This window comes from Faecalibacterium sp. i25-0019-C1, assembly GCF_042854225.1.
GTDB lineage: Bacteria > Bacillota > Clostridia > Oscillospirales > Ruminococcaceae > Faecalibacterium > Faecalibacterium taiwanense.
The window spans coordinates 1,650,133-1,676,421 of record NZ_AP031428.1; the positions used below are offsets into that span (position 1 = coordinate 1,650,133).

General features: G+C 57.5%; 20 protein-coding genes and 1 pseudogene. 4 read left to right on the top strand and 17 right to left on the bottom strand.

The window, feature by feature from the left end; genetic code table 11:
• Positions 1-90 precede the first annotated feature (90 nt).
• From ACGHUK_RS08125 to ACGHUK_RS08185, 13 genes are all read right to left on the bottom strand, one after another.
• Positions 91-495, bottom strand: a complete 405-nt coding sequence (locus tag ACGHUK_RS08125; protein WP_097775375.1) for a Mini-ribonuclease 3 — start codon at positions 493-495, stop codon at positions 91-93.
• 147 nt (positions 496-642) lie between these two features.
• Complete coding sequence (gene obgE, locus ACGHUK_RS08130) at positions 643-1,926, bottom strand: GTPase ObgE (protein ID WP_097777632.1); 1,284 nt, start codon at positions 1,924-1,926, stop codon at positions 643-645.
• Positions 1,927-2,169: 243 nt separating this feature from the next.
• Positions 2,170-2,421 carry a 50S ribosomal protein L27 gene (rpmA, locus tag ACGHUK_RS08135; protein ID WP_005945908.1) on the bottom strand — a complete coding sequence of 84 codons (252 nt, stop codon included), beginning with the start codon at positions 2,419-2,421 and terminating at the stop codon, positions 2,170-2,172.
• 14 nt (positions 2,422-2,435) lie between these two features.
• Positions 2,436-2,747, bottom strand: coding sequence for a 50S ribosomal protein L21 (rplU, locus tag ACGHUK_RS08140; RefSeq protein WP_044954216.1), 312 nt, complete (start codon positions 2,745-2,747; stop codon positions 2,436-2,438).
• Positions 2,748-2,895: 148 nt separating this feature from the next.
• Complete coding sequence (gene lgt / locus ACGHUK_RS08145) at positions 2,896-3,948, bottom strand: prolipoprotein diacylglyceryl transferase (protein ID WP_390573989.1); 1,053 nt, start codon at positions 3,946-3,948, stop codon at positions 2,896-2,898.
• On the bottom strand, positions 3,945-5,255 hold the full coding sequence (gene yfmH / locus ACGHUK_RS08150) for an EF-P 5-aminopentanol modification-associated protein YfmH (protein ID WP_390573990.1): 1,311 nt from the start codon (positions 5,253-5,255) through the stop codon (positions 3,945-3,947). Before yfmH ends, lgt begins: the two co-directional genes overlap by 4 nt.
• A complete protein-coding gene (locus tag ACGHUK_RS08155) occupies positions 5,242-6,537 on the bottom strand; it encodes a pitrilysin family protein (protein ID WP_243111942.1) in 1,296 nt (431 codons plus the stop codon). The genes yfmH and ACGHUK_RS08155 overlap by 14 nt, the downstream gene beginning before the upstream one ends.
• Positions 6,538-6,576: 39 nt before the next feature.
• Positions 6,577-7,389 (bottom strand): D-alanyl-D-alanine carboxypeptidase family protein, encoded by an 813-nt coding sequence (locus tag ACGHUK_RS08160; RefSeq protein WP_390573991.1) that lies wholly within the window; start codon positions 7,387-7,389, stop codon positions 6,577-6,579.
• Between the two features lie 341 nt (positions 7,390-7,730).
• On the bottom strand, positions 7,731-8,930 hold the full coding sequence (locus ACGHUK_RS08165) for an aspartate kinase (RefSeq protein WP_005945897.1): 1,200 nt from the start codon (positions 8,928-8,930) through the stop codon (positions 7,731-7,733).
• Between the two features lie 93 nt (positions 8,931-9,023).
• On the bottom strand, positions 9,024-9,929 hold the full coding sequence (thrB, locus tag ACGHUK_RS08170) for a homoserine kinase (RefSeq protein WP_097781703.1): 906 nt from the start codon (positions 9,927-9,929) through the stop codon (positions 9,024-9,026).
• A 28-nt stretch (positions 9,930-9,957) separates the two neighbouring features.
• On the bottom strand, positions 9,958-11,193 hold the full coding sequence (locus ACGHUK_RS08175; RefSeq protein WP_005945893.1) for a homoserine dehydrogenase: 1,236 nt from the start codon (positions 11,191-11,193) through the stop codon (positions 9,958-9,960).
• Positions 11,194-11,223: 30 nt separating this feature from the next.
• Entirely contained in the window at positions 11,224-11,664 is a 441-nt protein-coding gene (locus tag ACGHUK_RS08180; protein WP_005945891.1) for an ACT domain-containing protein, read from the bottom strand.
• A gap of 180 nt (positions 11,665-11,844) precedes the next feature.
• Positions 11,845-14,370 (bottom strand): transglycosylase domain-containing protein, encoded by a 2,526-nt coding sequence (locus ACGHUK_RS08185; protein ID WP_390573994.1) that lies wholly within the window; start codon positions 14,368-14,370, stop codon positions 11,845-11,847.
• Between the two features lie 269 nt (positions 14,371-14,639).
• Between ACGHUK_RS08185 and ACGHUK_RS08190 the strand changes: the two genes are divergently transcribed.
• Both ACGHUK_RS08190 and ACGHUK_RS08195 read left to right on the top strand, forming a co-directional pair.
• The gene (locus ACGHUK_RS08190; RefSeq protein WP_120080248.1) at positions 14,640-15,014 is read left to right on the top strand and encodes a hypothetical protein; all 375 of its coding nucleotides are present in this window, start codon (positions 14,640-14,642) and stop codon (positions 15,012-15,014) included.
• Between the two features lie 132 nt (positions 15,015-15,146).
• Positions 15,147-15,317, top strand: a complete 171-nt coding sequence (locus ACGHUK_RS08195; protein WP_154255643.1) for a hypothetical protein — start codon at positions 15,147-15,149, stop codon at positions 15,315-15,317.
• 52 nt (positions 15,318-15,369) lie between these two features.
• Here ACGHUK_RS08195 and ACGHUK_RS08200 read toward each other — a convergent pair whose 3' ends face one another.
• Positions 15,370-17,148 (bottom strand): Na/Pi cotransporter family protein, encoded by a 1,779-nt coding sequence (locus ACGHUK_RS08200; protein ID WP_223389697.1) that lies wholly within the window; start codon positions 17,146-17,148, stop codon positions 15,370-15,372.
• A gap of 588 nt (positions 17,149-17,736) precedes the next feature.
• Positions 17,737-18,189 carry a CBS domain-containing protein gene (locus ACGHUK_RS08205; RefSeq protein WP_097775366.1) on the bottom strand — a complete coding sequence of 151 codons (453 nt, stop codon included), beginning with the start codon at positions 18,187-18,189 and terminating at the stop codon, positions 17,737-17,739.
• Positions 18,190-18,628: 439 nt separating this feature from the next.
• Between ACGHUK_RS08205 and ACGHUK_RS08210 the strand changes: the two genes are divergently transcribed.
• Both ACGHUK_RS08210 and ACGHUK_RS08215 read left to right on the top strand, forming a co-directional pair.
• Positions 18,629-18,979, top strand: a complete 351-nt coding sequence (locus ACGHUK_RS08210) for an Asp23/Gls24 family envelope stress response protein (protein ID WP_005945874.1) — start codon at positions 18,629-18,631, stop codon at positions 18,977-18,979.
• Positions 18,980-19,039: 60 nt separating this feature from the next.
• Positions 19,040-20,734, top strand: a complete 1,695-nt coding sequence (locus ACGHUK_RS08215; RefSeq protein WP_207698984.1) for a DAK2 domain-containing protein — start codon at positions 19,040-19,042, stop codon at positions 20,732-20,734.
• Between the two features lie 116 nt (positions 20,735-20,850).
• Here the strand turns inward: ACGHUK_RS08215 and ACGHUK_RS08220 are convergent, their stop codons facing one another.
• Together ACGHUK_RS08220 and ispG are read right to left on the bottom strand one after the other, a co-directional pair.
• Positions 20,851-25,104 carry a PolC-type DNA polymerase III gene (locus ACGHUK_RS08220; protein ID WP_390575793.1) on the bottom strand — a complete coding sequence of 1,418 codons (4,254 nt, stop codon included), beginning with the start codon at positions 25,102-25,104 and terminating at the stop codon, positions 20,851-20,853.
• A gap of 115 nt (positions 25,105-25,219) precedes the next feature.
• Positions 25,220-26,281 (bottom strand): annotated as a pseudogene (ispG, locus tag ACGHUK_RS08225) (flavodoxin-dependent (E)-4-hydroxy-3-methylbut-2-enyl-diphosphate synthase); the annotation flags it as partial.
• Positions 26,282-26,289: the final 8 nt, after the last annotated feature.

Genomic DNA, 26,289 nt, shown 5'->3' on the forward strand with positions numbered 1-26,289 from the left:
AGCAATCCTGATGGATTGCAAGGAAGAGCAACGCAGTATGGCAGCAAAAAGACCGTTCAGGCGGTGTGCAATGATTATGAAAGCAACTTCTCAGGTCTCGTTGGGGTCGAACTGCTGCCACAGTGTTTCAAACAGCTCGTGCACACGGCCCAGCTGACCGTTCAGATACAGCCAGCCCAGCAGGCACTCGAAGCCGGTGGAAGCACGGTATTCCTCCGGGGAAGCGTGCTTTGCCACGCTGGCCTTGCTGGCGTTGCGGCCCCGCTTGAACACGGCCAGTTCGTCCTCAGTGAACAGCGGCTCCAGCAGCTGTTCCTCCCGGAACTGTGCCCGGGCCGAGACGTATTTGACCTTTTCTGCGTTGAGCTTTCCGGCAGACAGGCGGTGATGCTCCACCAGACGCTGTCGCACCAGCAGTTCCAGCACGCTGTCGCCCACAAAGGCCAGCGCCAAGGGGCTAAGCTCCCGCGGGTCGATCTTTTCAGGTTCGTTCATAAATATTCTCCAACCCTCTCAGACTCGCATCCGCTCGCCAGCTCCCCCGAAAGGGGGAGCTTTTATTGCACGTACTTTTTAGATGCGTGAAACCTCGCCCTTCGGGAGAGGTGGCAGCGCGGCAGCGTTGACGGAGAGGGTTCTTCTTTAGAAGATATAATCGAACTGGTAATCGCCAATGAGAATGGTGTCGTTCTCCTGCACGCCCTTTGCCACCAGAGCGTCCAGAATGCCGCTCTCGCCCAGCTGACGCTGGAAGAACTGCAGGCTTTCGTAGTCGTCCACATTGCTGCCGGCCAGAATGTATTCCAGCCACGGGGCTTCCACGCTCCACACATGGGCTTCCATGCGCTTGATCTCAAACGCACGGTCGTTGGCCTTGGGTTCGGGCTTCTTGTACTCGGGAGCAAACACCGGCACCGGCGGGATATCCTTCAGGCGGTTATACACGAGGCCCGGCAGTTCCTTCACGCCCTGCATCGTAGCGGCAGAGATGGGCACAAAGGTCAAGCCCTTGCCCTCCACATACTTGCGGAAAGCTTCGATCTGCTCCTCGGTGGCCAGATCGCACTTGTTGCCAATGACGATCTGCGGGCGCTCAGCCAGCACAGGGCTGAACTTTGCCAGTTCCTCGTTGATCTTTTCAAAATCCTCAATGGGTTCACGGCACTCGCTGCCAGAAACATCCACCACATGCAGCAGCAGGCGGCAACGCTCCACATGGCGCAGGAAGTCATGTCCCAGACCGATGCCCTCGCTGGCACCCTCGATCAGGCCGGGGATGTCAGCGCAGACAAAGCTTGCGCCCTCTGCCACGGATACAACGCCCAGCGTGGGCACCAGCGTGGTGAAGTGGTAGTTTGCGATCTTAGGCTTGGCTGCGCTGATGGTGGAAATGAGGGTGGACTTACCCACATTGGGGAAGCCGATCAGACCCACATCGGCGATCAGCTTCAGCTCCAGCGTCACCTGAATGTCTTCGCCGGGCATACCGGGCTTTGCAAACTTGGGGATCTGTCGGGTGGGAGTGGCAAAATGCGCATTGCCGTAGCCGCCGCGGCCACCCTTTGCAATGGTGACTGGGGTGTGGTCGGACAGGTCCGCAATGACAAGGCCGCTCTCGGCGTCCTTGATGACGGTGCCCAGCGGCACCTTGATGACAAGGTTCTCCGCGTTTTTGCCGTGGCACAGGCTTGCACCGCCCTTGCCACCCTCCGGGGCCACATACTTGCGCTTATAGCGGAAATCCATCAGGGTGGTCAGGTGATCGTCCACCACAAAGATGATATCGCCGCCGCGGCCGCCGTCGCCGCCGTCCGGGCCGCCAGCGGCCACGAATTTTTCACGGTGAAAGCTCACCGCACCGTCGCCGCCCTTGCCCGCGTGGAGCCATATCGTGGCGATGTCGATAAAGTTGGTTTGTGCTGCCATACAGCCCCTCCTTAGTTTTATATGTTCGTTTATTCCCCTTCCCTTGTCGGGAACTCCTTCCGGCATCGCTGCACGATGCCACCTCCCTCAAGGAGGGAGGCTTTAAGGCCCCCTCCCCGAGGGGGCTGTCGCCACAGGCGACTGGGGGAGTTTCTGCCAGACAGTCAAAAAGAGAATTCTTCATCAAAAAGAGCCGGGCCACGAGGGTCCGGCTCTCTACGTTTTGCAGTTATCCGAAAGAAGTTACTGCTTGACGCTGCACTTCTTGCCGTCTTTACCCACGCGCTCGAAACGGACGGTACCGTCCACCAGAGCAAACAGGGTGTCATCGCTGCCCTTGCCAACGTTCTCACCCGGCATGATGTGGGTGCCACGCTGACGAACCAGGATGTTGCCGGCCAGAACGAACTGACCGTCTGCACGCTTGGTGCCCAGACGCTGTGCTGCGGAATCGCGGCCGTTCTTGGTGCTGCCTACGCCCTTTTTATGTGCCATTGTAATTTACCTCCTTAGCCGTTGATCGCAGTGATCTCAACCTTGGTGAAGGGCTGACGATGGCCCATACGGCGAGCACTGTGCTTCTTTGCGCGATAGGTGATGATGTTCAGCTTCTTGCCCTTGCCATTCTTGATGACCTTGGCAGTAACGGTAGCACCCTCAACAACGGGAGCGCCAACCTTCACAGAACCCTCCTCGCCAATAGCGAGAACCTGATCAAACTTCACTTCGGAGTCGGCCTCAACGTCCAGCTTTTCGATGTAGACGATGTCGCCCTGCTCCACGCGGTACTGCTTACCGCCGGTAACAATGATTGCGTACATTTTGTTCATTCCTTTTCGTTGTACTCGCTGGTCGTAAAGGCAGGCCCTTACACTGGGCCATTTCAGGCGCCCACACCATGCGGCTAGAATATTATAGCAAAAAAACGATGGAAATGCAAGAGGAATTTTCCTCTTTCCGAAGGATTTTTTATTTTTCCGTCTTCCCGCTTTCCGCGATGGTGCGTTTTACTTCGGCATTATACGCTTCGGTGCGCTCCACGAAGAGCTTGCGCGGGCTGGAGGCCAGCAGTTCAGTATCTGTATCCGTCATCAGACCGATAACAGTTTTTTCTTTGCTCAGCTTATTGATTGCGGCTTTGTTGTCCGCCGTCATTGCCAGCTTTACCATCAGGGGCTTGTCCTTGAACTTGTGGGTGAAGTAAATTTCCGCAGCCACACCGACTACCACAGCGATACCTGCCACCAGCTGGGATACCCGCAGACCAATGGAGGGCACCAACATCAGACTGTCGGTGCGCAGGGCTTCGATCCAGAAGCGGCCCGCGCCGTACCAGATCATATACCGCAGGGCAATGTCACCGTTGAACTTGCGCTTTTTAATGTAACGGAACAGCAGGAGAAAGCCCACGAAGCACCAGATGCTTTCGTACAGGAAGGTGGGATGCACCGGCAGATTCGGGTCAATGGTCACGCCGCTCTGGGCCGTGACTGTGCTGCCCATCAGGTAAGCGCGGGTCGTTTCGCTGAACATGCCCCACGGCAGGGTGGTGTTGCAACCAAAGGCCTCCTGATTGAAGAAGTTGCCCCAGCGGCCGCAGCCCTGTCCCAGCAGAAAACCCATAGCGGTCAGGTCGAACATGGGCAGCACCGGCACGCCCCGCCGTTTGCAGGCCAAGCCGCCGAACAGAAAGCCGCCGATGATGCCACCGTAGATGGCAAGGCCGCCATCCCGAATGGCGATCATCTCCCAGATGCTTTCGTATTTAAAGGGTGCCATGGCCACATAGTAAGCGCGGGCGCTGACAATGCCCAGCACGATGCCGATCAAGATCACGTCCACCATGCTGTCCGGGTCCACGCCGAACTCGATGCTGTGGCGGAACGCAAATACCAGCGCCAGACAGATGCCAAAGGCAATGCACACGCCATACCAGTAAATATTGAACCCGCCAATGGAAAGGGCCACGCGGTTGATCTCAAAGCTCAGGCCCAGCCCCGGGAACTGCACCAGATTTGTCATTCTGCTTCCTCCTCGTTCTCGGCCAGCGGCGCAGTGCCATCTGGCAAAATATCCATCACAGCCATGCGGTCGGTGCTGAGGATGTGCTGCAGCGCAGCGTCCGCATCCTCGGCAGTCAGCCCTGCCAGCATGGTGATCTGCTGCGCCACCGTCTGGCCGGAGAGGGCAAAGTCTGCCATCTGGCTGGCCGAGTCCTCCACATTTTCCAGATTTTCGATCAGCTGGCCGTACTTTTCGTTCTTGCACAGGGTAAAGATCTCCCGGTCCACGCCTTCTGAGCGGATGCGGGCGATCTCGTCCAGAAGCATCTGCTTCACGGCATCGGGGGCATCGCTCTCGCCGGTGAACAGGATGCAGCAGCAGCCGTCCACCCGCAGCACTTCCCCGCCAAAGCCGGGGTTCACAAGGCCCCCGTCGTACAGGCGGCGGTACAGCGGCGACATGCCGCCTGTGATGCAGCTCAGGACCAGATCATACAGCGCTTCAGTGCGCAGATCGTTCGGGGGCAACGGCTTCTCCTTGAAGCCCACGCCGAAGCAGGGCTTGGACACCGGCATTTTCAGGGTCTTATGGGCTGCCGCCAGCGTCATGGGTTCCGGCTTCCACAGCCGCTGCACCCTTTCGGTGCTGCGCGGTCTCATCAGGCCGTGGCGCTCACAGGCAGCCAGGATCTGCTCCATGGTAGTGTTGCCGGCAGCCGCCAGCACCATATTGCCCGGTGCATAGAAGGCTTTGCAGCTGTCGTAAAGCATCTCCGGCGTGATCTCAGCAATGCTCTCCACCGTGCCCGCGATATCGCTGCGGATGGGATGCTCGTGGTACAAGCACTCGAACAGGCCGGTGATGAGCCGCCAGTCCGGGCTGTCATCGTACATTTTGATCTCCTGCCCGATGATGCCCTGCTCCTTGGCGATGGTCTGCTCGGTAAAGTACGGATGAGTCACCATGCCCAGCAGCACATCCAAGCTTTCGTCCAGCTGCTGGGTCGCAGTGAACAGGTAGCAGGTGCGGTCAAAGCTGGTAAATGCGTTGGCATTGGCACCGGTCTTGGCATACTTTGCAAAGGCATCGCCGTCCTGATCTTCAAACATCTTGTGCTCGAGGAAGTGTGCCACGCCTGCAGGCAGATGCACCTCTTTGCCGTCCAGCCGGAAATCCCGGTCAATGGAGCCAAAGCGGGTAGCAAAAATGACATGGGTGCTGGAATAACCCGGCATGGGCCGCACGATAACGGTCAGTCCGGAGGGCAGGGTCTGCCACTGGTCAGCCACGGTCTTTTCCAGCAGGGTCTGGTTATTCTGCGGCATGAGCGGCCACCTCCTTTGTGAGCAGATAGCTGACCGAGAGGGTCAGTTTGCGCAGGATGGCGCGCACGTCGTCCTTGGTCACGGCCTGCAGAGCGGCGCGGGCTTCGGCGGGTGTCTGCACCTTGGCCGGGTCGCCGCCGCGCAGCACTTCAATGTAATACCATGTCTCGATGCCGCCCAAGGTATCCTCTACCCCCTGCATCCCGCTCAGCAGACCCCGACGGCAGTCCTCAAATTCATCGTCGGTGATGGGGCCATCGCACAGGTCGGCCAGTTCCTTCAAGATGGCCTGCTCTGCCCGGGCTGCGTCGGCGTGCTCCACGCCGCTGTTCACAGCCATGCTTCCGGTAAAGCTCTGGAACGAGGACGAGCAGTAGTAGCACAGATGGTCACGCTCGCGCACATTCAGGAACAGGCGGCTGGTCACACTGCCGCCGTACAGCGCCATGGCAAGGCGCACAGCAGCCAGCTGTTCGGTGCGCATGGGTTCGCCCAGCGTGAACAGCATACAGAGCTTCGCCTGCACCATATCATAGGTTTCGGTTTTGTGCACCGGCTCCCGGCGGGGCATGGCAATGTTTTCCGCCAGCGGCAGCGGTGCGCGGTCAATTGCCGCAAGCTCTGCCAGCAGTGCATCCTTTACCGCAGCGGTCTGCTCTGCCGTGCAGCCCAGCACAAGCAGTTCAATGTTGGCGGTGCGCAGCATCTCGTAATAGGCTGTGGTAAGCTGTTCCGGTGTCAGACCTTCCACCTCTTCCAGATAGCCCTCCTGCCGCACACCCGCCGGGCTGTCGCCAAAGAATTCCCGGTTGGCCTGATGCAGGCAGTAAAGGCGCTTATCGTTGATTTCATCTTCCAGCGCCTTTTTCAGCATCTGCTTTTCAATGCCCACGGCTTCCGGATCAAAAGTGCCGCCCACAAAATACGGGTGAAAGGCCGCACCCAGTGCAATGGATGCATATTCCCTTGTAAGGGTCTCCCCTTCCAGCGCAAACTGATCCTTGATGCCGGTAACACTAACACACAGGTTGTGGCTGCAGCCCATGGGCCGGGCATCCACTGTGAGGTCTGCACCGTAGAGCTTGGCCAGCTTTTTGGTCAGGCGGGTCATATCCGGACAGTCGGCATAGCCGCGCTCCAGCACCAGCGGCAGCAGCGCATGTGCTGTGGCCGTTTCCCGCTTTGCCGGAAAGGCAAAGTGGACGCTGATGCGGCAGCGGTTGAATTTTTCCGCCGGGTCACAGGAAAGATGCACGCCCGGCGCAATGAGAGTACGTTCCAATTTGTTCCTCCGCCCTGCTTTCACAGGGAGCTTTTATTTTTATGATGCCTTCTGCAAGGCAAGAAATTCTTCCAGACTCAGGCCGCTGGCACGGATGGCAAGGGCATTTTCAACGCCCACATACCGCCAGTGCCACGGCTCAAACACCACGCCGGTAGCAGCCTGCCTGTCCTGCGGATAGCGCAGGATAAAGCCGTATTCGGCGGCGTAGGCGGTGAGCCACTCGTAGGCGCGGGTCGTATCAAAGCCGGTATCACGGGTCGGGTAGTCCGTACTGAGGATATCCGCCGCATAGCCGGTGCCGTGATCGTTGCATTCCGCAGGCGGCTGGATATCTGCCGCAAGGCTGGCGGCTTCTTCCTCGGTTTTGCCCTTTTCCAGATACTGCTGCTTCTGCGTCTCATAGGCCGCGCTGCGGGCATCTGCGTCCTGATAGCCTGCCGTCAGCACCAGTGCAACGCCGTCCTCGGCCGCAGCCGCAGCCATTTTCTGGTAGGCTGCAGCTGCTTCGGCTTCCAGTTGGATACCGCTGGCTTCATCGGCATCGGCAAGGGCCGGAGAGGGTTCCTCGGCAAAAGGCAGATTGGTGTTCACCAGCACAAAACGCTCATCGTCAGCATCAAAGCTATAGCCGGTGCCATCGTAGCTGGCCGCATCAAAGCTCTGCGGCCCTTCAAGCATGGCGTTCACCTTTGGCAGCAGCCAGAGGATGCCTTTGGTCATAAGCGCCACAATGGCGGCGCAGACGAGAATGAGAACGGCCCAGTTGCGGGCCAGACGCAGCCGCTTGCGGCGCTTCCACTGAGCGCGGGTCAGGCGGGGCTTTGCAGCATTTCTATCAGTCGGTTCCATGGTGCGTTGCAGCTCCTTTTGCAGAATTTGCAGCGCACTGCGCCGCACAGATACAGTGTATATTATACACCCCTTTGCATTTTGTGTAAACGCCGGAAGTGTAAAATAAGTATGACCGTCCTCGTCAGCGGCCTTGCCCTCTCCGTCCGCTCACGCTGTTCGCGTCCACCTCTCCCAAAGTGAGAGGCCTTGGCAGAACCAGAAAGTTTTTCTCTTCGCCAGAGGCTCGCCCTTTGGGAGAGCTGTCGCGTAAGCGACTGAGAGGGCGAGGCCGTTAACAAAAAGAGCGCCGTACGGCTCCAAAAGAAACTGTACAGCGCACAAAATTCATTTTTTACAGATCAGTCAAACAGCATATCGTGGATCGCAGAAACAGCCTTGTCGGCATCGTCGCGGTTGATGATGCAGGAGATCTTGATCTCGCTGGTGGAGATCATCTTGATGTTGATGTTGTTGTTGGACAGTGCCTCAAACATCTTGGAAGCAACGCCGCTGTGGCTCTGCATACCGGCACCCACAATGGAGACCTTGGCGCAGGTGGTGTCTACGCTCACATCGTTGAAGTGTGCGCTCTCCTTCAGCACGCGCATGGCCAGATCGGCTTCGCCCTCAGAGCAGGTAAAGCTGATATCCTTCTTGCCGTCACGGCCGGTGGACTGCAGGATGATGTCCACGTTGATGTTCTTCTGGGCCAGCAGACCGAAGATCTTGAAGCTCATGCCCGGCTCATCGGGAACGTTCAGAATCGTGATAACAGCAACATCAGTGTCTTTTGCGACACCCTTGATCAGCATACCTTCCATGTCTTTTGTAACCTCCTTGACCACCGTACCGGGCACGGGATTCAGGCTGGAGAGCACCTCCAGCTCCACATTATACTTTTTGGCCAGCTCCACGCTGCGGTTGTTCAGCACCTGTGCGCCCAGAGATGCCAGCTCCAGCATCTCGTCAAAGGTGATCTCATCCAGCTTGCGGGTGTTGCGCACCTTGCGCGGGTCGGCCGTGTAAACGCCTTCCACATCGGTAAAGATCTGGCAGCGGTCTGCGTGCAGGGCTGCTGCAATGGCAACAGCGCTGGTGTCGGAGCCGCCGCGGCCCAGAGTGGTGATGTCGTCCATCTTGTTCAGGCCCTGAAAGCCCGCCACAACGACCACACGGTTGCGCTCCAGCTCAGAAGAGATGCGCTCTGTCTCCAAGCGGGTGATGCGCGCCTTGGTATAGGCGCGGTCGGTGCGGAAGCCAGCCTGCCAGCCGGTCAGGCTGATGGCATGGCAGCCCAGCTCATTCAGTGCCATGGCCAGCAGCGAAATGCTGATCTGCTCGCCGCTAGCCAGCAGCATATCCATTTCACGGGCCGAAGGGTTGTGGGTGATCTCCCCAGCCTTGGCGATCAGGTCATCGGTGGTATCGCCCTGAGCGGACACCACCACTACTACGTCATTGCCCGCGTTGTGGGTGTTTGCCACAATGCGTGCCACGTTGAAGATACGGTCACGGTCCTTCACCGAAGAACCGCCGAACTTCTGTACGATCAACGCCATATCTTGTCACTCTCCTCTTTTTGTCCCTTTGTCAAAAGGGGGTACACCGGGCGGAAGCGGTCAGCAGCGCCTTGCACTTCCCTTACCCATTTATCATTCCACCGTTGCGCCGGTGTTATCGGCATCCAAACGCAGCAATGTAAATGCTTCACATCCGTCCAGACCTTCCAGCAGCTCCAGACCCTTTTCCAGCTTGGAATAGAACTTTTCGGCCTCCGCCTTTTCCGCTACGGCCATCACGGTGCTGCCCGCACCGGAAACGTAAACAGCCTTTGCCCCGCACAGGCGTGCCATATCGAACACTTCCTTGGAGCCGGGCATCAGCGGCATACGGTAGGGCTGGTGCAGCTTATCCTCGGTGGCAATGGCCAGCAGGTCATGTCTGCCCTCGCAGAAGGCGGCGGGCACCAGCGCAGCACGCGAAAGGTTATATACTGCGTCCTTGTGGGAGACCTCTTTGGGCAGGGCCGCACGAGCGGCTTCCGTCAGCAGCTTGTAGTCCGGCACGATGGCGGCAAAGCACAGCGTTTCATCCACATTGCGCTTGACCGAGTACACCTTGCCCTCCTCAAACACGCTGCTGGTCAGACCGCCCAGCAGAGCCGGGGCCACGTTATCCGGGTGGCCCTCAATGGAGGTGGCCAGCGTGAGCAGCTCCTGCGTGTTGAGCACATCGCCCAGCATCCGGTTGGCACCCAGCAGACCCGCGATGATGCAGGCCGAAGAAGAACCAAGGCCGCGCGCCATGGGGATGGGATTCGTCTGGGTGATCTTGAGGGGCGGGATCTGCTTGCCCACCTTCTCAAACAGCCCCTTTGCCGAACGGTACACGAGGTTCGATTCACCGCGCGGGATGCGGGTACCGTCCGCAGACGAGATATCCAGCACTTCGCTCTCTTCAAAGGTGACCGTATTATACAGCGTCACCGCCAGACCCAGCGCATCAAAGCCGGAGCCGATGTTTGCACTGGTGGCCGGGACAGAAACCTTGATCTTCATAGCCGCCGCACCTTTCCTTATTCCGTTATCAGTTTTCTTCCGGCAGACGCTTAAGCACCAGCTTCACGCTGCCGCCCACGGCTTCCACCTTGCGGGCTGCTTCGGCCAGTGCCTTTTCGTCGGCTCGCTCCACAAAGTAAGCGCAGCCTTCGTAGCGTTCGTCCACCACCCTGCCATAGCCGTAGATGGCTTCCACCACCGCCGGAGCAATGCCTGCTACACGCACATAATATGCAGCAGGAGCCGGGTCGGTGAGCATTCCCTCCACCGGCTCAGCAGGCTGCCAGAACAGGCTGTCGTGCACCTTGGAGCCATGCTTCAGGGCATCCACAACGTCGGCCACCACGGCGCTGGCGGTGGGCAGCTTGCCTGCGCCCTTGCCGTAGAACACCACGTCGCCCAGCATATCGCCCTTGACCAGCACTGCATTGAACACATCGTCCACGCTGGCCAGCTGGTTTGCCTTGGGCACCAGACACGGCTCCACACCGGCAGCCACGCTGCCGTCCTTGCCGCGCTTCATCCATGCGATCAGCTTGATCACACAGCCCAGCTTTTCCGCCGCTTCCACATCTGCCGTGGTAATGGCACGGATGCCGCGGGTAGGAATGTTCTGGGGGTAGATCTGATGGCCGCACACCAGCGAGGACAGAATGGCGATCTTGCGGCAGGCATCACGGCCGTCCACATCGTCGCTGGGGTCCTTCGTCTCGGCGTAGCCCAGCTCTTGCGCGATCTTCAGCGCATCGTCAAAGCCCAGATTTTCGCGCACCATCTTGGTGAGCATGAAGTTGGTGGTGCCATTCACGATGCCCTCCACCTCGGTGATGACGTTTGCCGCCAGACACTGGTGCATCGGGGTAATGATGGGCGTACCGCCGCCCACAGAAGCCTCGAACAGGAAGGCACAGCCGTGCTCTTTGGCAAGGCCCAGCAGCTCTGCGCCGTAGGTGGCCACCATCTCCTTGTTGGAAGTGCATACGCTGCGGCCGCTCTCAAGGCAGGCCTTTACATACGGATACGCAAAGCGGGTGCCGCCGATGGTCTCCACCACCACCTTGATCTCCGGGTCTTCCAGAATGGTATCGAAGTTCTTTATAAACAGGTGTGCATCCGGATGGTTTGAAAAATCCTTCGGGTCAAGGATGTACTTGACCTCCACCGGCTCACCTGCACGGCGGGAGACACCCGCAGCGTTGCGGCACAGTACCTCGTACACGCCGCTGCCCACCGTGCCAAAGCCCAGAATTGCAATTTTAGCCATTGTTGTTCTCCCTCGTTTTCTGAAGACTGCTTACAGATTGTACCCGCAGTGCACACCTACCACCATACGCTGACGCGAAAGTTTTTCGGTCAGCTCTTCGGGGGTCATCTGCATGGTATCGGTGCGGATGGTGACTGCCACCAGTGCGGCACCGTTTTCCGGTGTGGACTGGTTGATGGTCACAATGCTTGCACCTGCGGCGCTGATGCCGGCCAGCAGGCTCTGCAGTGCACCGGTCTCGTCCCGCAGAGTAGCCATGACGGTGATCACCTCACGGCCATTCTCGGAGTCAAAAATGCAATCCTTATACTTATAAAAAGCGCTGCGCGAAAGATCGACTGCGCGGGTGGCTGCGGAAATGCTGCGTGCCTCCCCGCTGGCCAGAAGTTCCTTGGCACGCACCACCTTGAGAAAAACCTCAGGCAGCACCTGCGCATCTACCAGATAAAAGCGGCGTTCCAACTTGTTCACCTCACAAACACAAGTGTTCTTGCAGTGAATATAATAGCATCCGGCCCCCTGCAATGCAAGAGGTCGGATGCGTTTTTGTCAGATTATCCAGTTTTGCTGCGGCAAGCGCGGTATTTCCTTGCCGGATTCACTCCGCGCCGGTGCCGATAGTACGCCTTTTGTCCTTCATATGGCTACAGATCAGTCTGTATCCTGATTACCTGTATCCGCAGGAATGACAGCCTGCTCCGGTGCCGCAGTCTCCGCAGGTGCAGCCGCTGCAGGAGCTGCTGCATGGGAGTAGTTGCAGGTACCAGGCAGATCATCGGCGCGGTAGTAGCCCACGGCGGTGCTGGGGCAGGAGCCGCCTGCCAGCAGGCCGCTCTGGGTGCAGTAGCGGCGCTCCACCACACCGGCAGAGGTCGGGAATGCCTTATACGGCAGGTTTGCCTGCACCTGTTCCATCAGGGCCTTCCACGCCATAACACAGGTACGGGTCTTGGCCTGCTGCTTACCCAGCGTCTTGGTCATATCATAGGGTGCATCGTAGCCCCACCACACGGCGGTAACGTAGTACGGCGTGCCGCCCACGAACCACAGATCCTTTTCGTCGCTGGCGGTACCGGTCTTGCCAAAGGCTTCCATGCCGTTGGAGTTGGGGTAGCGGCCGCCGGCGGTGCCCACGCTGGAGTACAGAACGTTCTTCAGCAGGCGGTTCATCACATAAGCGGTATCCGGGGTCAGGGCCTGATAGCTGGTGGAGTTGTTCTCCAGATAGATATTGCCGTCACGGTCCAGCACGCGGGTATACAGGTGCGGGGTGGTGTACTGGCCATCGTAGAAGATCTGGAACGCAGCTGCCAGCGCCGTGGGCGTAACGCCATGAGTCTGACTGCCCATGACCATCTGCGCCAGACCCACATCGTTTACCGGGTCCAGCGTGTTCAGCTGCAGGGTGTTGTACACAAAATTGAAGATGTTGCTTGCGCCCACCAGATCACCCACACGCACCGCAATGGTGTTCAGCGAGCGGGCCAGACCGTTCCACAGCGGCACATCACTGTTGTCGCCGTAGTTGCCGCCATAGTTGCGGGGCCAGCTGCGCCATGCGTTGGGATAAGCGCGCAGCTGCTTGTCGGAAAGGCCCATCAGGCCGTTCTTGCGGCAGTAATCCTCATCGCGGATCACCATATCCTGCTTCTGATACAAGGGCGAGTTGTTGAGCATGGTGGACCAGTTCACCAGACCATACTCTACACCCAGTGCATACGCACCGATAGGCTTGATGGTAGAACCCGTCTGACGAGTGACACTGTAGGCACGGTTCAGCGAGAGGCTCTTGTTCTTTTCGCCCAGACCACCCACAATGGCGATCACATTGCCGTCATAGTCCAGCGTGACCATGGCTGCCTGAGTACGCACATTGCGGTAATAGTAAACGGTACCGTCGTCGCCGGTGCGGGTCTTGGGCGTACCGTCCTCGTTCATCACCTGTACATCGTCGTCCGAGATAGAGGTCACCTCTTCCTCATGCCAGCCGGCCGGGAAGTAGGCATCGTCCGTGTTGAGCATCAGGTTTTCCATGGCGGACTGCACCTTGGTGTTCACAGTCGACTCAACGGTAAAGCCGCCGGTGTACAGCAGCTTCTGTGCCTCGGATTCCGAAATGTTTTCCTTGTCCATGATGTCCTGCACCAGCTCGGTGAACAGTGCATCGGTAAAGTAAGAGGTAACGGAAGAATTCTTCTTAGTATCCTCTTCCTCGGCCAGTACCAGCGGCTGGGCCGCTGCGTTGCGGTAGTCCTCTTCGCTGATCACACCCTGCTGCCACATGTTGTACATGAGGAAGTTACGGCGGTTGATCAGGTTTTCGGGGTTGGTGTAGGGGTTATAGTTGGTGGGGTTTTTGGTGATGGACGCAATGGTCGCACACTCCCACAGGGTCAGCTGGCTGACATCCTTATTAAAGTATTCGTTGGCCGCAGTCTGCACGCCCTGAATGGTGCCGGTAAAGCTGATGGTGTTCAGGTACGCTTCCAGAATGGTCTCCTTGGAATAGCTGCGGCTCAGACAGAGGGCGCGGTAGATCTCGCGCAGCTTGCGCAGTGCACCTTCAATGCCGCTGGCGCTCTTGTCGTCGGTCAGGTTCTTGATCAGCTGCTGCTCCAGCGTGGATGCACCCTGCTTGGAGCTGTAGATGGGCAGCAGGTATTCGTTGACCATTGCGCCGATGGTGCGCTTGAAGTTGACGCCGGGCTCGTTGTAAAAGTCCTTATCCTCGGTGCAGATGAACGCATACTGCAGGTTCGTGGGGATCTGCTCCAGATCCGCCCACACGCGGTGGCTGTTGGAAGAGCGCAGCGTGGCATACTCCACCTGTGCACCGGTGTCCGGGTCGGTAGCCATCACCACACTGGACTGGCTCAGCTCAATGTTGTCCAGATCCAGCAGGTCGCCGTCGTTGGCGGTAGCCTGCACCACGTAATACACAGCACCCACTGCCACCAGACTGCCTGCCATGATGCCCAGACAAATCAGTGTAGCAATGGTTCGGCCAATGAAGCGCAGAATGGGATGTCTGCCCTTTTCACGGGGTTCCTTTGGTTCTTTGGGTTCCCGGCCGTGTTTGGGTTCCGGCTGGGACTCCCGGCGGCTGTTGCTCACATTTACCTTCCGCCCCGCCGGTGCCGGGGAATGCCCCTCACCGGCACGGTTGATCTTTCTCATATCGGAGATAGAAATCGCCTCCTAACATTCAGGCTGCTTTTTCAGCGCCATGCGCTGGTACTTTTCCATCAAAGCGCACAGAACTGCACGCAATACCATATTATAGCACGTGCACAGAACGCGGGCAAGAACCAATCTTCGGCCCTGATAGGTCTAATCATCTGTAGTATAACACAATCTGCCGGACAAAGTACAGCATTCCCGTGTGAAAATTGACTGCGCCCCCCTGTTTTGGGGCATACTTCAGCCGGAAAGGAGCGTGTTTCTCCATGCGCAAACTGTGCACCTGCCTGTTCTACGGGCTGTGCGTATTCACCATCGTGTTCAGCCTGTTCTGGATGGCCCTGCCCAAGCTCAGCCTTCCGGTGCCCGACCCCGGCAGCGAAGCACCGCCTTCCTCCGCAGCAGACCTTGCCGCACAGGCCATGCCGGAGCTTGCTGCCCAAAGCTACCGCCTGTGCGACAAAGGCGGGCGCGTGGCCGTTTACCGCTGCGGCACCAATGGCCAGCCGGATGTGCTTGTCACCGTCACCGGCATCTACACCAATCTTCTGCCGGAGAACGATGCCGTGCGCATCAAGCGCGGTGTGACCGTGTACAGCGAACGGGAACTGGACCTGCTGCTGGAAGATCTGGGCGATTGAGTGCAGAATGCTCAATTTTTATCTACTTTTGCTGATTATTTTTATTGACATCCCAATGTAAAAATTATATAATGATAATAGATGTAAAGTTTCTTAACCGCCTGCAGCGATCATAAAAGGAAGTGCGTCCTCATGTCAGAACAGATCACCCTCCATTACCAGTGCCGTCTTTGCGGCAAGCAGCTGGACCGCGGTATCCACCTCGGCCCGCCCAGCCCCGGCACCTGCAGCAAAGCCGCCAAGGTGGACGGCTTTCACGGGCCGCACCGCTGGGTCATTGTCTCTTTGCCCAAAAGTGCCTGATTTTTAACGCAAAAAACCTCCGGGAAAAGCGTCCCGGAGGTTTTTCTTAGTTTCAGGCTTCCATTTCTTCCAGCGGAGCAAGGTAGGTCTTGCGGCACTCCTCGTATTCCAGCATGTAGTCCTTGGTGGGGTTGTGGTGCATGATGCTCTTGAGGGTGTGGGAGTCGTAGTCCTCGCCGGCATCCATGCCGATCAGGCGGGCAGCAACGTTGGAGCAGTGATCCGAGATGCGCTCTGCATTGTTCAGCACATCCAGGAACACGACACCCGTATCAATGGAGCACACGCCGTCCTTCAAGCGCAGGATGTGCTGGTCGCGCAGGCGCTCTGCCATCACATCGATCACTTCCTCCAGCGGTTCCACCTGAGCCGCCAGACGCATATCGCTGTTTTCAAAGGCATCGTTGGTCAGATTCAGGATGCGGTTCAGCGCATTCTCCAGCAGCTGCAGCTCCTTGGTGGCGCTTTCACTGAAGGACGCTTCCTTTTCCTGCAGTTCTTCTGCCTTTTCCATAATGTTCACCGCATAGTCGCCGATGCGCTCGAACTCGGTAACAAAATTCAGCAGTTCGGTCACAGTGTGGCTCTCATCGTCGCCCAGCTCCTGATCGGTCATCTTGATCAGATAGTTGGAGATTGCCACCTCCATGCGGTCGATCAGGTTTTCACGCACCCGGATGGCGCTGACGGTATCCTCGTCCATCTTCAGCAGCAGCGGTGCAGCCAGATTCACATTGCGGGCAGCACGGCGGGACATCTTGATCACAGCGCTCTTAGCCTGCTGCAAGGCCACAGCCGGGCTTTTGAACAGACGTTCATCCAGCACCGGCATGCTCAGCTCCTGTGCTTCCTCGGCGCTGTCCGGCACAGTGAGCAGTGCCAGCTTGGACAGCACGCCGCTGCACGGCAGGAACAGCAGCATGGCGCACACGCTGGAAAGGGTGTGGATGTTTGCGATGGTGCTCTTGTTCATCACGTCGTTCCACATGGGGATTCCAACGGTAAACTGCACCGCATACACCAGCGCCAGCAGGATCACGCTGCCAATGATGTTGAAGTACAGATGGATCAGTGCAGCGCGCTTGCCGTCCTTGGAGGAGCCGCCAATGGTGAGCAGCGGCGTAAAGGCCGTGCCGATGTGTGCGCCCAGAATAATGGGGATGGCAGAGCTGAAGGTGACCAGACCCGTGCTGGACAGTGCCTGCAGGATACCCACCGATGCCGAGGAGGACTGGATGATCACCGTGACCACCACGCCCACCAGAATGCCCAGAACGGGATTCGTCATGGTAACGAACAGATTCTGGAACACGGCGCTCTCACGCAGAGGAGCCACACCGGTGTCCATCAGGCTCATGCCGGTAAACAGGATGCCGAAGCCCAGCATGATCTGGCCGATGTTCTTCCTTTTAGCGCTGCGCAGGAACACATAAAAAATGCAGCCAATAAATGCCACCACGGGCGCAAAGGTCTTGGGCTGGATCAGTGTCAGCCAGAGACTGTCACCGGAGATATCCGCCATGCGGATCAGCTGGCCGGTAACAGTGGTACCAATGTTTGCACCCATAATGACACCTACCGACTGCGTAAGGGTCATGATGCCGGAGTTTACCAGACCGACACAAATAACGACCGTGCCGGCCGAGGACTGGATGACACCCGTGATGAGGGTGCCAAAAATAACGCCCTTGAGCGTTGAGGAGGTCAGCTTTTGCAGCACGCCCTGCATTTTGCCGCCGGCCAGTTTTTCCAGACCAGCGCCCATAATGGACATGCCGTACAGAAACAGCGCAATTCCACCCAACAGAGAGGTAATGTGTGTGATATCCATAACGATACTCCTAAAAATGATCTTCCTTTTGATCCTTGTACATCTGCCCTGCCCGCACATCGGGCCTGCTTGATCCGGCAGATGCTGCGGCCTGCCGCTCTGCTGCGCAGAACGGCGCACAATGACCGCGCTTGAATCTATTATATCATTTTTTATCCTGTCACAACAAGGTTTATTTTACAAGAAAATCACTTTTTCTACACATTTTTCCGTCTCTTAATGAATTCGTGCTCTTTCCTTTTCAATTATTTTACATCAATTTTACATTTGCGCTGAAGTCCCTGCCTGTTTGCGGTCGCTTACTCTGCCAGTTCTTCCATTGCTTCCCGCACCGTATCGGCCGAAAACAGGAACACCCCGCTGCCGGTGTATACTTCCACATGGCTTCCGACATAACGCAGTTCAAAATCTTTCATCCGTGTTCCCTCCTGTATCTCGTTTTTTGCAGCTTTTCAGAACGTTTTTGTTCCATGGCTGTATTATCGCACACAGCAGGTACTATAAATCGGATTTTCAACGCATTTTGCAGACAAAAAGCCGCCCGGCTTCAGATGCGGAACCGGGCGGCTGGCCACCTATTTATATCGTTCAATGCACAGCGGCATATTCCGGGATGCGCTGCTCATGGGCCTGCTGCTCTGTGCGGGCCTTCTCATAGCAGTAACGGATGATCGCCTGCCTGCGCACGATGCCAATGAAGATGCCGCGGTCATCCACAACCGGCACAAAGTTCTGGTTCATGGCCGCTTCGATCAGCTGATCCATGCTGGTGGTCACGGTGACAGCCTTGTAGTCGCGCTTGTGCGGGAAGGCCGAAATGGGGACATCCTCAGCCGCTTCCAGATCCAGACCATGGAACTTTTTCAGCCCCCAGAGAATGTCGCCCTCGGTCAGGGTGCCCACATATTTTCCCTGCCGGTTGAGCACCGGAATGGACGCGTAGCGGTTATTCTCCCACTTTTCCAGCGTCTGCCGAAGGGTGAAATCGTCGTAAACATACATCAGATCCTGCTTGGGTGAAAGGAAAAACAGAATATTCATGACAACAGCTCCTAAACATTGTTCCACGCGCCGTGCGCAAAAAATAACGCAGTTCATCCGCACAAGCGGGACCCTGCGCCGCAGTCCCTATCCTTGTTTCTATTTTAGCACTTTTTCATAGTCGAATAAAGAGTTATCACCCACCTTTTATATTTTTTTAACAGATTGTTTGCTTTCTTTCGTCATACTTTCGGTTTTGATAAAAAGCAACCAGCGTCCGTTATGCTATCACCTTCCCGGTGCGAAGCCGCCCGAACCATGCCGCCAATGCAGAAACCTGCGCAAAAAGTTGATATACCAGCATTTTGCGCTGTACAAGCGCGCCCCAAAGTTGTATAATAATGTGGGTGTTTCTCGGCGCAGTATGTGTATCTGTCCGCCGCTGCGCACCAGACCTTGAATGTGTTTTATGAAAATAACATAAAGGAGCAGAGCGACTATGATCACTTCCCGTTTCCCTCTGGGGGATGTCAGCTTTACGTCCGGGTATTTTGCTACTCTGGTAGGTGAAGCAGCCAAACAGTGTTACGGTGTTGCCGCAATGGCACCCCGTGATATGACCGATGCCGTCAGAAGCATGGTGCACGGTTCTGATTACCCGGAAAAGGGTGTCCGTGTCACGCAGGAGGATGGTCGTCTGGTGATCGAACTGCACATTGCAGTGAGCTATGGCCTGAACATTTCTACCGCCGCACGCAGCATCTCTCACCGCGTCAAGGACGAGGTGGAGCAGGCTACCGGCCTGAAGGTTGCCCGCGTTGTGGTTTCGGTAGACGATGTGATCGCCTGATTTTTGTTGGTTCATCCGAATGCGCCGGGCTTTTCCGGCAAGTACAAGGAGTAAAAAAGAATGATTTCTGGTAAGATTTTGCGTGACGCCATTATCTCTGGCGCCAACAACATCAACAATCAGCGCTCCCGCGTGGACGAGCTGAACGTTTTCCCTGTTCCTGATGGCGACACTGGCACCAACATGGGCATGACCGTGGGTGCTTCTGTGCGCGAGCTGGAAGCATTGGACGACAGCTGCACCGTGGGTGAGGCTTCCAAGACCGCTGCTTCCGCCATGCTGCGCGGTGCACGCGGCAACTCCGGTGTTATCACCAGCCTGCTGTTCCGCGGCTTCTCCAAGGCGCTGGAAGGCAAGAAGGAAGCCACCGCTGCCGACATTGTCGAGGCTCTGAAGAAGGGTGTCGAGGGCGCTTATAAGGCCGTTATGAAGCCCACCGAGGGCACCATCCTCACGGTTGCACGCATTGCCTCTGAGGAAGCTGCTGCCTGCGGTGCCGAGGATGTGCCCGCTCTGTGGGATGTGGTGATGACCGCCGGCCAGAAGGCTCTGGAGGACACCCCCAACCTGCTGCCTGTTCTGAAGAAGGCCGGCGTTGTGGATGCCGGCGGTCAGGGCATCATGATTATCTTTGAGGGCATGGGCAAGGTGTTCCATGGCGAAGGCATCGTGGCAGGCGGCGAGGCTGCTCCCAACAAGGCAAAGCTCTCCACCGAGAACGCCGGCAAGGGCGTGTTCACCGACGACCTGATGAAGGTGGAGGACATCAAGAACGGCTACTGCACCCAGTTCCTGATCAACAAGTATGAGGGTGCAAGCGCCGCAAAGATGCGTGCCTTTGCAGAATCCAACGGCGACAGCGTGGTGTGTATCGAGGACGACGATGTGATCAACCTGCATGTGCACACCGCTGACCCCGGTAAGATCCTGAGCGAAGCCATCAAGTATGGCTACCTGACCAACTTCAAGATCGAGAACATGCACGAGCAGTTCCTGGCCCGTCAGAAGCAGGGCAAGAGCCTGGAAAAGCAGGCTTCTGCTGAGAAGGCCCCTTCTCAGTCCAGCGAGTTCGTCTACGCTGCTGTGGACCCCAGCCGTGACTATGGCTTTGTTGCCGTTGCCGCCGGTGAAGGCCTGAAGGCCGTGTTCACCGATCTGGCTGCAGACGCAGTGGTCTCCGGTGGTCAGACCATGAACCCAGCCACCGAGGATATCCTCGCCGCCATCCAGAGCGTGCCCGCAAAGACCGTGTTCGTGCTGCCCAACAACAAAAACATCATCATGGCTGCTGAGCAGGCCCAGAAGCTGGCCGACCGTCAGGTGGTCGTTCTGCCCACCCGCACCGTGCCCATGGGCATTACCGCCATGCTGAACTTTGATCCCTCCGTGAACGCCGAGACCAACACCATCAACATGATGGCTGCTGCCGACAAGGTGTCCACCGGTCTGATCACCTATGCTGCCCGCGACAGTGAGTACGACGGCAAGCGCATCAGGAAGGGTGAGATCATGGCTCTGGAGAACGGCAAGATCGTTTCCACCTCCAACGATATCACCAAAGCTACCTACCGTCTGGCACGCGGCATGTGCAAGAAGGATTCCAGCTTCGTCACCATCATTTCCGGCTGCGACGTGAGCGATGAGGATGCCGAGAAAGTGACCGAGATCGTAAAGGCAAAGTGCCCGAACCACGTTGAGGTCAGCCACATCCGCGGCGGCCAGCCCGTTTACTATTATATGATCAGCGTGGAGTAAACACTCCCCCGTTCTGCTGAATTTTTAAGCACCTGCGATTTTTGCCGCGGGTGCTTTTTTAAAGCAAAAGTGCCTGCACAGCTAAAGCCGTGCAGGCACTTTTGCTTTCAGAATCCTCAGAAGAAGCTTACCTGACTGCTCTCCGGCAGGTCGCCCAGAGCGCCCACCTGACGCAAACGGTCCAGAATGCTGCTGCCGACACCGGAAGCCTGCTGCAACTCTTCCACCGAGATATATTCTTCGCCGTGGATGGTCACCTTTTCCAGTGCATCGGCGGCAGCACCGCCAAGACCCTTCAGCGAAGAGAAAGGCAGACGTACCTTGCCGTCCTCCACCACATACTTGGAGCCGCGGCTCTTGCCCAGCTCAATGGGCAAAAACTCGTAGCCGCGCACCAGCATCTCGTTGACGAGCTGCAGGCTGACCAGCACATCTTCGTCCTTGGCGTTCTTCTCTTCCTTCAGGCGGCGCTTGACTTCTTCCATGTGGGCGCGGGCCACTGCCGCACCGCCCACAGCGGCCTCATAGTCGATGTCGTCGCCGCGTACGGTAAAGTATACCGCATAAAACTCCGGTGGACGGTAGATCTTGAACCACATCAGACGAATGGCCGACATCAGGTAGGCCACGGCATGGGCCTTGGGGAACATATACTTGATCTTGCGGCAGCTCTCAATGTACCAGTCCGGCACCTCGTGCTCCCGCATGGCTTCCTCCCAGCCATCCTTGAAACCGCCCTTGGCCACCTTGCCCTTACGCACAGCCTCCATGATATCAAAGGCCATCTTGGGTTCCAGACCCTTGCGCAACAGGTACAGCATGATGCTGTCACGGCAGCCAATGACCTCCGCAATGGTGCAGGTGCCGCTGCGGATCAGCTCGTCCGCGTTGCCGGTCCACACATCAGTGCCGTGGGACAGGCCCGAGATCTGGATCAGTTCAGAGAAGTTCTTGGGCCGTGCCTCCACCAGCATACCGCGCACGAAGTTGGTACCCATTTCCGGGATTCCGAAGGTGCCGGTCTGGCTGTCGATCTGTTCCGGGGTCACGCCCAGCGCTTCCGGGCTGGTCAGCAGGCTGTACACCTTGGGGTCGTTCATGGGGATGCTGTCGATGGGGATTCCGGTGTACTCCTCAAAATACTTGTAGAAGGTGGGCATATCGTGGCCCAGTTCGTCCAGCTTGAGCAGGGTATCGTGCAGGTACTTGAACTCGAAGTGGGTGGTCAGCAGGCCGCCTGCCACATCGTCCGCCGGGTGCTGGATAGGACAGAAATCGTAGATCTCGTAGGTGTCCGGCACAACGACCATGCCGCCGGGGTGCTGACCCGTGGTGCGCTTGACGCCGGTGCAGCCCAGAGTCAGGCGGTTCTCCTCCGCATGGTTCACCGTGCGGCCGCGCTCATCCAGATATTTTTTGACATAGCCGTAGGCGGTCTTGTCCTGAATACCGGACACGGTGCCCGCCTTGAACACGTTGGCTTTGCCGAACAGCTCCTCGGTATAGCGGTGCACATTGGACTGATATTCGCCGGAAAAGTTCAGGTCGATATCCGGCTCTTTATCGCCGTAGAAGCCGAGGAAGGTCTCGAAGGGAATATCGTGGCCATCCACCAGCATCCGGGTGCCGCAGTTGGGGCAGTTTTTATCCGGCAGGTCAAAGCCGTCGTCCACGCTGCCGTCGGTGATGAACTCGCTGTGCTTGCACTTGGGGCAGCGATAGTGGGGCGGCAGGCTGTTCACCTCCGAGATGCCGGAGAAGTGGGCCACGGCCGATGAGCCGACCGAACCACGGCTGCCCACCTGATAGCCGCCCGCGTTGGAATAGGCCACCAGTTTGACCGCAATGACGTACAGCACGGCGTAGCCATGGCCGCAGATGGAGTCCAGCTCCTTCTGCAGCCGCTTTTCCACAATTTCGGGCAGCGGGTCACCGTAATCGCGCTTGGCGTGTTCCCACGTAGCATCGCGCAGCTGCTGCTCTGCACCCTCGATGCTGGGCGGGTAGGTGCCGCGCGGGATGGCACGAACATTGTTGTCGATCATCGCCGCGATCTTGCGGGGGTTCTTCACCACTACCTCGTAGGCTTTTTCCTTGGGCAGATAGTAGAACTGCGCCAGCATATCCTGCGTGGTGCGGAAGAACAGCGGCGGCTGGTTGTCGGCATCTTTAAAGCCGTTGCCCGCCTGCAGCACAGCGCGGTAAGCCGCATCCTCCGGCTCGGTAAAGTGCACGTCGCCGGTGGCAATGACCGGCTTGTGCAGATCTTCGCCCAGCTTGATGACCGTGCGGTTGAAGTTTTTGATGTCCTCTTCGCTGTCCACCTTGCCGTCCCGCACCATGTAGGCGTTGTTGCCCAGCGGCTGGATCTCAAGAATATCGTAGTAGGACGCGATCTTTTTCAGTTCTTCATAGCTGGTGCCATCCACGATGGCCCGGTACAGCTCGCCGGCTTCGCAGGCGGAAGTGAGCAGCAGGCCGTCCCGGTATTTGTTCAAAAGACTCCGAGGCACCCGGGGCTTTTTGAAAAAGTAGTTCACATGGGCTTCGCTGACGATCTTGTACAGATTTTTCAGGCCCATTTGGTTCTTGACCAGAATGATGAGGTGGTAATACTTCTTTTTCAGCACCTCGCGGTTGCCGCCAAGGCCGGTGTTGATCTCACTGACCTTTGCTACCTGTTTTTCTTTCAAGTCGTTCAGCATGACCCCGAAGATGCGGCCCAGCGCGGCAGAATCCTCACAGGCACGGTGGGCCTCGTAGGCAGGCAGCTCCAGATGCTTGTTGATGGTGCCCTGCTTGTAGTTGTGCAGGCCGGGGTACATGGCCTGCGCCATGGTCAGGGTGTCGATATAGGTCGGCTCCAGCTTGATGCCGCTGCGCTTGGCGGCGGCGCGCAGGAAACGCATATCAAAGGCGTGGACGTTGTGGCCCACAAGGATGCGGTCTCCCGCAAATTTGAGGAAGGCTTCCAGTGCTTCCTTTTCGCCGGGAGCATCCGCCACCATTTCGTTGGTGATGCCGGTCAGCTCGGTGATCTTGGGGGTGATGGGCTTGCCGGGCTTGACAAAGGTATCAAATTCCTCCACCACTTCGCCGTTTTTCACGATGACGGCACCGATCTCGGTCATATACTCCACGCCGGGGTCAAGGCCTGTGGTCTCGGTATCAAACACGCAGAACTCCCCGTCCAGCGGCTGATCCTTCACACCGTATACACAGGGGATCATGTCGTCCACAAAGTAGGCTTCACAGCCGTAGATCAGCTTGAAGTCCGGGTCTGATTTATGGATATCGTCCGCTGCCAGCATGGCTTCCGGGTAACCCTGACACACACCGTGGTCAGTGATGGCAACGGCCGGATGTCCCATGCGGTGGGCCAGCTTGACGATGCCGCCGGGGTCACAGAAGCCGTCCATGCTGGAAAGCTTGGTGTGCAGATGCAGCTCCACACGCTTGACCGGCGCGGTATCCTCCCGCTTTTTGCGCTCCACGATGAGCACATCGTAGGGGTAGACGATATAATCGTGTTCGTACTTGTCGTAGGAGCAGTCGCCGCGCACAATGAGGGTGGTGCCTTTGCCAAGGCTCTCCCACTTGGAGCAGTCCTCACCTTCCTGCGCGCGGATCTTCAGGTTGATGGAGCCCTGATAATCGGTGATGGATACGGTATAAATTTTGCGGAAGTTGCCCTTGACCTCCGAGAAGAACACATCGCCCCAGATCGTGCACTTGCCGCCCTCGCCGCCAAGGTCTTTCAGCGGGGTGAGGTTCTTGGGGGTGAACATCTTGCCGTGGAAAATGGTGACGGGCTTATCGGTCAGGTCCAGACCATCCACCTTGATGGACGGTGCTGTGTTCTTTTTCTCAAACTTGACCACCGGTGGCGCGATCTTGCGCTCCAGCTTTTCTTCCATCTGGTGCTGCTCGGCTTCGCTTACAGCGCTTTGCAGCGTTACCTGCGGCGTTACCCCGGTGTGGGCCGCAACGCGCTCTGCCAGCAGCTTTTCAAAGTGCATCTCCTGCAAAAACTTGGTGCCATGGCATACGCCGATGGTGATCTTCTGTCCGATGATGTTGATCTTGCACCGGTCCAGAAAGCCGTTGATGGGCACGCCGTCCCGCTTCATCTCTTCCATCAGATCGCGCAGGGCCGCTTCGTCCAGCATGGCATAGCCAAACAGGTTCTGGATGCGCAGCTCAAAGCCCTCATAATCCGGCTGCAGGGATGCCAGCAGCCGGGCACAGAGATTTTTGTCCAGCGGCGCACCGCTGCGCAGGGTAAAGATGACCTGCCGTTCCTGCCGCAGCATCTGCGCATGCTCCACAATGACCTGCCCGAAGCAGGCCGCAAATGCCGGGTCCACCATGAACTGCGGCCACAGGTTGGATACGAGTGGTGTCACAAATGGTACTCCTTTTTATACAGCACAAACTGCCGCACCCGTTTTTTTTGCAGGTGTGGCAGCTGTGAAAAAAGCCAAATTACAGTTTATAGATCTCATCCATGAACTGATCCAGGATGTTGTCTCCGGTCAGCTTTTTGATGGGCTTGCCGTGGATGAACAGCACCGCCTCGCCCTTGCCGCCGGCAATGCCGATGTCTGCTTCGCGGGCTTCACCGGGGCCGTTGACCACGCAGCCCATCACGGCCACCTTGATGGATTTTTTGCAGCCCTGCAGCCGCTTTTCCACCTCATTGGCGATCTCGGTGCAGGGATACTGGGTACGGCCGCAGGTGGGGCAGGTGATGACCTCCGGGCCTGCTACCGGGAAGCCCACGGCGCGCAGGATGTTGTAGCCCGCTTCCACTTCCTTTTCCGGCTCTGCGGCCAGCGAGACGCGGATGGTATCGCCAATGCCTTCCAGCAGCATTCCGCCGATGCCCATGCCGCTTTTCAGCAGACCCATCTGGTAGGTACCCGCCTCGGTAACACCCACATGGAGCGGGTAATCCGTGACAGCGCTGAGCTGGCGGTAGGCCTCCATCATGCGGGGCACATTGGAGTTCTTGATGGAAATGACGATGTTGTTGAAATCGAATTTTTCCAGCAGGCGCACATGGTACAGTGCACTCTCCACCATGGCCTCCGGCGTGGGGGCACCGTATTTTGCAAGGATGTGCTTTTCCAGACTGCCGCCATTCACGCCGATGCGGATGGGAATGTCCTTGCGCTGACAGGCATCCACCACAGCCTTCACCCGGTCATCGTCGCCGATGTTGCCGGGGTTGATGCGGATCTTATCCACGCCTACATCTGCGCAGGCCAGAGCCGCCTTATAGTCAAAATGGATGTCTGCCACAATGGGGATGTTCACCGCATTCTTGACGGCTTCGATGCACTTTGCATCCGCCGGGCTGGGGCAGGTCACGCGCAGGATCTGACAGCCAGCAGCTTCGCACCGCTTTGCCTGCGCCACATTGCCCTCAATATCCTCCACCGGCACGTTGAGCATCGTCTGCACCGCAACAGGATTCTTGCCGCCGATGGTCACATTGCCGATTTTCACTTCCCGTTTTAACTGCCGCATAAAGCTTCCCTTTCTGTTTTTGC